The sequence below is a fragment of the Paenibacillus sp. CECT 9249 genome, from assembly GCF_918697855.1.
Classification (GTDB): Bacteria; Bacillota; Bacilli; order Paenibacillales; family Paenibacillaceae; genus MSJ-34.
The window spans coordinates 1-6611 of sequence record NZ_CAKKLI010000088.1 but is presented as its reverse complement, the minus strand read 5'-3'; the positions used below and the strand labels follow the sequence as shown (position 1 = coordinate 6611).

Annotated in this window: 5 protein-coding genes and 2 riboswitches; of the genes, 1 reads left to right on the top strand and 4 read right to left on the bottom strand. The window is 48.3% G+C overall.

Annotation, left to right across the window (positions count from 1 at the left end; all coding sequences use genetic code 11):
• Positions 1 to 47: 47 nt before the first annotated feature.
• Entirely contained in the window at positions 48 to 233 is a 186-nt protein-coding gene (locus tag LQ229_RS26665; protein WP_230193392.1) for a hypothetical protein, read from the bottom strand.
• Between the two features lie 171 nt (positions 234 to 404).
• A riboswitch (cyclic di-GMP riboswitch) is annotated at positions 405 to 490 on the top strand.
• Positions 491 to 588: 98 nt separating this feature from the next.
• Positions 589 to 677: riboswitch (cyclic di-GMP riboswitch) on the top strand.
• A 95-nt stretch (positions 678 to 772) separates the two neighbouring features.
• On the opposite strand from LQ229_RS26665, the gene LQ229_RS26660 reads away from it, so the two are divergent.
• Positions 773 to 1426, top strand: a complete 654-nt coding sequence (locus LQ229_RS26660; protein WP_230193391.1) for a hypothetical protein — start codon at positions 773 to 775, stop codon at positions 1424 to 1426.
• A gap of 63 nt (positions 1427 to 1489) precedes the next feature.
• On the opposite strand, the gene LQ229_RS27405 is transcribed toward LQ229_RS26660, so the two are convergent.
• The 3 genes from LQ229_RS27405 to LQ229_RS26650 form a co-directional block, all read right to left on the bottom strand.
• Positions 1490 to 1900, bottom strand: a complete 411-nt coding sequence (locus LQ229_RS27405) for an ATP-binding domain-containing protein (RefSeq protein WP_356712195.1) — start codon at positions 1898 to 1900, stop codon at positions 1490 to 1492.
• A 23-nt stretch (positions 1901 to 1923) separates the two neighbouring features.
• Positions 1924 to 3546 (bottom strand): UvrD-helicase domain-containing protein, encoded by a 1623-nt coding sequence (locus LQ229_RS26655; protein WP_356712192.1) that lies wholly within the window; start codon positions 3544 to 3546, stop codon positions 1924 to 1926.
• A 246-nt stretch (positions 3547 to 3792) separates the two neighbouring features.
• A partial coding sequence (locus LQ229_RS26650; protein ID WP_230193390.1) for a MucBP domain-containing protein occupies positions 3793 to 6611 on the bottom strand: 2819 nt, incomplete at its 5' end.

Genomic DNA, 6611 nt, shown 5'->3' with positions numbered 1-6611 from the left:
TACGGTATTGATACACCAAAAAGCTTTCGACCTATGATCTGCCCATATTAATTACCCCAAAAACGGATACAGTTTGCAACTCTATTTTCATTTATGGCGATGGTCGTCAGGCCATGGGGGATTTGTGCGGGAATTCCGGTAAAAACGGCCTGCTCTTCCGGAAGCTCGAATTGGCGAACGAACTCGTCAAACTTTGCTTCATATCTCTCCAATTTCACCGATTGATCCGTCATAGTACCTCTCCTTTTCTCCTCCATTTGCAACAAAATATTTTCTATTTTTAGTATCGCCTATTTTCTCGACATGAATCTACTATTTTTTTCGCAGAGTACTTGACTATCGAATCTATTAGATTTAATCTAGTAATAGATAGGACAATTTTACCAAATTCATATATTTATCTTTATTGATAAAGGCAAACCTATTGAAAAATAGGGACGCAAAACTATAGGGGTTAAGGCGCTTCGCGCTAAGCCAGCCAGTTACCGATATAGAGGAACGACGCCGTTAATGCGGCGTTGTCTGCGAACCTTCTTATTCGGTAAGAAGGTTTTTCTTATTCACCCATATCTTCAACTCTATATCTCATATTGATAAAGGCAAATCCATTGAAAGATGGAGACGCAAAGCTACAGGGGCTACCACGGGTCAAACCGTAATGCCAGCCAGTTGCCGATATGGAAGAGTGTATCGCCTTTCTCGCGTTACTTCAACCCTTCCTAACTCGGTGTAAAATGTTTCGCATCCGTTTTACGATTCGGGAGGGTTTGAAATGAAACGCACTCTTACTTTAGCGATTGCTTTCGTATTATTCGCCATGCATTTGCTCGCTGCGCCGGCCTATGCCGCTACGAGCGCCGATCTATTGAACGATATCGTCGTCTTACCCCAAGGCGAATTTAATAAAGCCGAGGCGGATCGCATGATCGGCCGACTGGGGCTGATCCCCGCGCCTTTACTGCAAGGCTTGAAGGATCGCGGCGTGAAGATCAAGCTCGTCAACGGCAAAATTACGGACGAGCCCGAATTCGCGCAATATAAAGGCGTTACCCCGCGCGGCTGGGAGAACACCGGCCTCACTTGGGACGACGTGCCCGGCGTAAGCGCGAATAACGTCGTTGCAAGAATCGGCTATAGCGACAAAAATCACGGCCACACCAGCCACAACCTGGAAATGCACGAAACGTTCCATGCCATTGACCGCCTCGTCTTGAATGAAGTCAGTTCTTCGGCCGAATTCATCGACGTTTGGCAGCAAGAAGCGAACAACAATTATAGCGGCGACGGCTACGTATCGGTATATTCCACCGAATATTTTGCGGAAACGGCCACGTTGTATTTGTACAGCGAACAAACCCGCAAGCAGCTTCAAGAAGATATGCCGTTAACGTACGATTTTCTGGACAAGCTGTTTACGAATTTATAAGAACGACAAAAGAGCTCCTCTCCGGCAGCTTGGCGGCTGCTTTCGGAAAGGAGCTTTCTATCATTAGAAACGGAGAAAAGGGGTTATTTCGCCGGTATAGGTTAGCTCCAATTTATGCATTGCTCTCGTACAAGCAATATACAGCAAGCTTTTGTCCAAATCGGTGCGATAGTTCGATTCATTAACGAACGGCACGATCGCTTGGTCGAATTCCAATCCTTTGGCCATATGCGCGAAAGTGACGATAATCCCGTCATGGAATTGTTCGCTTTCAAAATCTACGCAGTAAATGCGGTCGCTGAAATGCCGTATCTTTTGAAAAAGATCATTCGCCTCCGCCCTCGTTTTGCAAACAACTCCTAGCGACTGCCGCTCCGATTGCAGAAATTCGCCAACGAGGCTCCTGATCGTCTCAAGCTCTTGATCGGAACTATCGCATTTGACGATGCGGGGCTCCTCCCCGTGCCGCTCCATCGGGATCAGTTTGTCGTTCCGTTTTATTTTTTGTGCGAAATTCGAAATTTGAACGGTCGAACGATAGCTCTTGAAAAGCTCGACGACGTCCGCTTGGGAAACGCGTTCCTGATCTCGGCCAACGACGACGAAGTATAAGGATTCACGCTTTGACCGCCGTCTCCCAAAATCGTTTTTTTGCAAGGGAATAATTTGGATAAGACCGCGTATTGAACCGGCGTATAATCCTGCATCTCGTCCACGACCAAATGCTTCATATCCTCGTAGGAGGTTGTACCCTCGAAATAGTTTTTCATATAGATGAGCGGAAACACATCGGCATATTCCAGCGTTTTGGCCCGTTTCCATTGGAACATCTCGGGTTTGCCGATATCGAGGTAAAATTGCTTATATAAAGAAATAACGTTCTGGAACGGCAACATTTTTGCGATCGCCGATTTGACCTTTCTTGTAGTGGATGGCGTTAATTTTTGCCCGTCCGCATCGCGTTTTCCGGCGGCGATGACGGAGGCCGTCTTGTCCAGCCTTTGTTTCAAAGGCATTCCCTTCGTAGCCTGGAAGCTGCGCAGGAGCTCGTCTTGTGAAATGAAAACGGAATCGATGCTTATATCTGCGGGTACATAATATTGGGAATCGATATGTTCGAGAAAGGAATCCAATTCGTTCACAAAATTCGGAGAAGCTTTATACTTCATCCTTTGAATCATGGCATCGTCCGCGGTATCGAGAAGCTCCGACACTTGCTGGCTGAACGTCTGAAACTTGCATACGCCCGCAAGCTCTCTCGCTGCCAATTCTTCCAAGCTCGCTTCCGCGATCGGTTCTTCGCCCAACTCGGGCAGCACGTTGGATATATAGTCGGAAAATACTTTATTAGGAGACAGGATCAGCACATTCCGCGAGGTTAATGTATCCTTAAACCGGTATAGCAAAAAGGCGACCCTGTGCAAAGCGATCGACGTCTTGCCGGAACCGGCGACGCCTTGAATAATGAGTACGTTCGAGGTTTCATTGCGAATGATCGTATTTTGTTCCTTCTGGATGGTGGCAACGATATTTTTCATTTTTTCGTCCGTCGTCCTGCTTAATTCTTTTTGCAAAACGTCGTCATTGATGTTGAGCGAGCTTTCGAGCATGTATTCCATCGTTCCGTCTTTAATTTTGTACTGTCTCTTGCGGCGAATCTCGCCGTTTACTAATCCCGAGGGCGACGTATAATAAGCCTTTCCGACGCCGAAATCGTAAAAGATGCCGGATACGGGGGAACGCCAATCGTAAATTAAATTCTCATGCCCGTTATCTTCGGCAAAAGAGTGAACCCCGATATAAAAAGGCTTGGCCTCGGCTTCATTGTCGCCGATAAAATCGACTCTTCCGAAATACGGCGATTGAATTAATTTATGAATCTTTCTGCGCTTGTCCACCGCCTTCTCGCCAAAGTCGATCGCAAGCGAAACGTCAACCCGATTCGCCGCCCGTTCTGCCGGATCGATGGCGGCCATATTTTCCCACATATATTTTTTGGCTTGAATGACTTCGCGGTAAGAAGTAGAAATCTTCTCGTCGATCTTCTCCAACGCTTGCCGAAGTTTCTTCAGAATGATTTCCAGGTAACGCCTTTCCTCCGCTTCCGTGCCGTTCAACATAAATAGGCCCTCCTCGTCAATAAGAATACTTCCTAGTATAGAAAAAAACTCGAAAAAGTATAGACTTTTTCTTGCCGGTATAGTATTATATATTGAACGTGGGTCCTAAAAACCGTGTACGAATGATCGATAAAAATAGAAGAACCAGGCGCGCCATGCCCTGGTTTTTTATATTGAGTTCATAAAAAAAAGCTCCTTTCCGAACAGCTAACGCCGCCTCGGGAAGGAGCTTTGCAATTGTTACGTTTATGGGTAGATCCGGTCTGGTTTCACTTGTTCCCAGATTTCAAATCCGTTTTCTTTGCGCGAATATTCATGATGATTCGTGGCTTCCTGTACATGCTCGTAGTACCACTTGTCAGGCGTATTGTCCGGCCACGTTTTGGCATCGGCATGAATATCGTCTTTCTTCACTAATCTGTTCAGTACGCTGTTGATGAAGGCCATTGCCTCCGCGCGCGTAATGTACTGATTCGGTCTGAACGTATTGTCCGGATACCCTTTGATCCATCCTTTATTCGCTGCGGACGCGATATACTTCTCCGCCCAATGTCCGGCGACATCCGTAAACATATCGTTGGTCCGCTCGTCGAGCTTATCGAATCTGGATGCGATCGCTGCGAACTCGGCTCTCGTAATGAATTGCTCCGGCTTGAATGTTCCGTCCGGATATCCTGTTACGATGCCCGCATTCTCCATCGTGGAAATATGTTTGTTCGACCAGCGTTCGTTTTCGATATCCGTGAAACTGTTGCTCGTTTTCAAGTATTGGGCACGGCTCTCGTCGTCCATTAACCGGTAGAAAATCGCAGCGACCTCTTCGCGGCTGATGCGGTTTTCCGGTTTGACCATTCCGTCCGGATACCCGTTGATGTAGTTGTAATGATTCTCGGTGTCAAGCTTGGGCGGTACGGCCGGCAACGGCGGCAGTGCAGGCACTTCCGGCGCAGGCGCAGGCGTAGGATTCGACGTAACTATGGTCGTGGATCCGCCGGGACTTGATGTATTTCTATTGTAGTAGAAAATGTATTCCTGGCTTTCCTTTTCCGTAAAAGTGTAATTCTCTCTAGCCTTGACAGCCGTATATCCGGAGATCGAAGCTGCCGTCAGCGTAACCGTCTCCCCGACTCGACCGCTTATCGTGGTCGGATTCGCCAATTGTCTGTCTGTCCCCAATTCCAGATACTTCACGGTCACGTGTCGTTCGACATTTGGCACTTCTTTCGTGTAATAGAACACGACTTGTTGATTGGCTTCCGATGTAAAGGTGTACTCGATGCTCGCTTGCTCCGGCTTGTAGACAGACCCGTTCGCGTTGATTTCCTGCGCTTTTAATGTAACGGTTTCTCCCTCTCTGCCTTGCAAGTAGGTTGGTTCAGCCAACACAGCACCGGTTTCTCTGTCCAGATAATTTACCGTCAATTGGTAAATATCTGTCGGTTCGCCTTTCGTATAGAAGAAGGTGTATTCCTGTTCTTCATCGATCGTAACGAGATAATCGTAATTGAAGTTCTCTGGCGTGTACACCGCATCCGCTACCGTAATCGGCTCGGCGTGAAGCATAATCGTTTCACCGACTCTGCCTTCCGCGAATGTAGGCTCTTTTAGCGCTGCTCCCGTTTCTCTTTCCACATAATTCACGGTTACATAACGTACAGCGCCGGAATCGTCCGCAGTATATTCGAATACGTACTCCTGATGAACCGGTTCTGCTGCGAAGGTGTATTCAACGATATACTCATGTGGCTTATACACCACACCGGAAACTGTAATATCATTCGCCTCGAGAGTGATCGTTTCTCCTGCTTTGCCCGAGTAATCCTTAGGATCGGATAAATGTTCCCGCGTCACGGCATTCACGTAGGTTACGGTCAAGCTTCGCTCATCGCTGGTGTCTTTCGTGTAATGGAAGATATACTCTTGGCCTTCCACAGCAGTGAACGTGTAACTATCCTTCGACTTCGTCGGCGTGTAGCCCGGTACTTCCTCGGCAGTCAGTTCGATCGTTTGACCTGTCTTGCCTTCATGAGTCGTCGGGTCGAGCAGATCGCGGCCTTCTTCGTCGACATAGCGTACTGTCACTGTTTGTTTGTTCGCCTTGTACTGGAAGATATACTCTTGGCCTTCCGCAGCGGTAAACGTGTAGCTGTCCTTCGACTTCGTCGGCGTGTAGCCCGGTACTTCCTCGGCAGTCAGTTCGATCGTTTGACCTGTCTTGCCTTCATGAGTCGTCGGGTCGAGCAGATCACGGCCTTCTTCGTCAACATAGCGTACCGTTACCTTCTGTTCCTTCGCTGTGTAATGGAACGTGTACACTTGATTTTCGTCAATGGTGAACGTGTAACTATCCTTCGACTTCGTCGGCGTGTAGCCCGGTACTTCCTCGGCAGTCAGTTCGATCGTTTGACCTGTCTTGCCTTCATGAATCGTCGGGTCGATCAGATCTTGACCTTCTTCATCCACATAGCGTACTGTCACTGTTTGCTTGTTCGCCTTGTACTGGAAGATGTACTCTTGGCCTTCCACAGCAGTAAACGTGTAGCTGTCGCTCGACTTCGTCGGCGTGTAGCCCGGTACTTCCTCGGCGGTCAGTTCGATCGTTTGACCTGTCTTGCCATCATGAGTCGTCGGGTCGATCAGATCGCGGCCTTCTTCGTCGACATAGCGTACTGTCACTGTTTGCTTGTTCGCCTTGTACTGGAAGATGTACTCTTGGCCTTCCACAGCAGTAAACGTGTAGCTGTCGCTCGACTTCGTCGGCGTGTAGCCCGGTACTTCCTCGGCGATCAGTTCGATCGTTTGACCTGTCTTGCCTTCATGAGTCGTCGGGTCGATCAGATCGCGGCCTTCTTCGTCGACATAGCGTACTGTCACTGTTTGTTTGTTCGCCTTGTACTGGAAGATATACTCTTGGCCTTCCGCAGCGGTAAACGTGTAGCTGTCCTTCGACTTCGTCGGCGTGTAGCCCGGTACTTCCTCGGCAGTCAGTTCGATCGTTTGACCTGTCTTGCCATCATGAGTCGTTGGGTCGATCAGATCTTGACCGTCTTCGTCAACATAGCGTA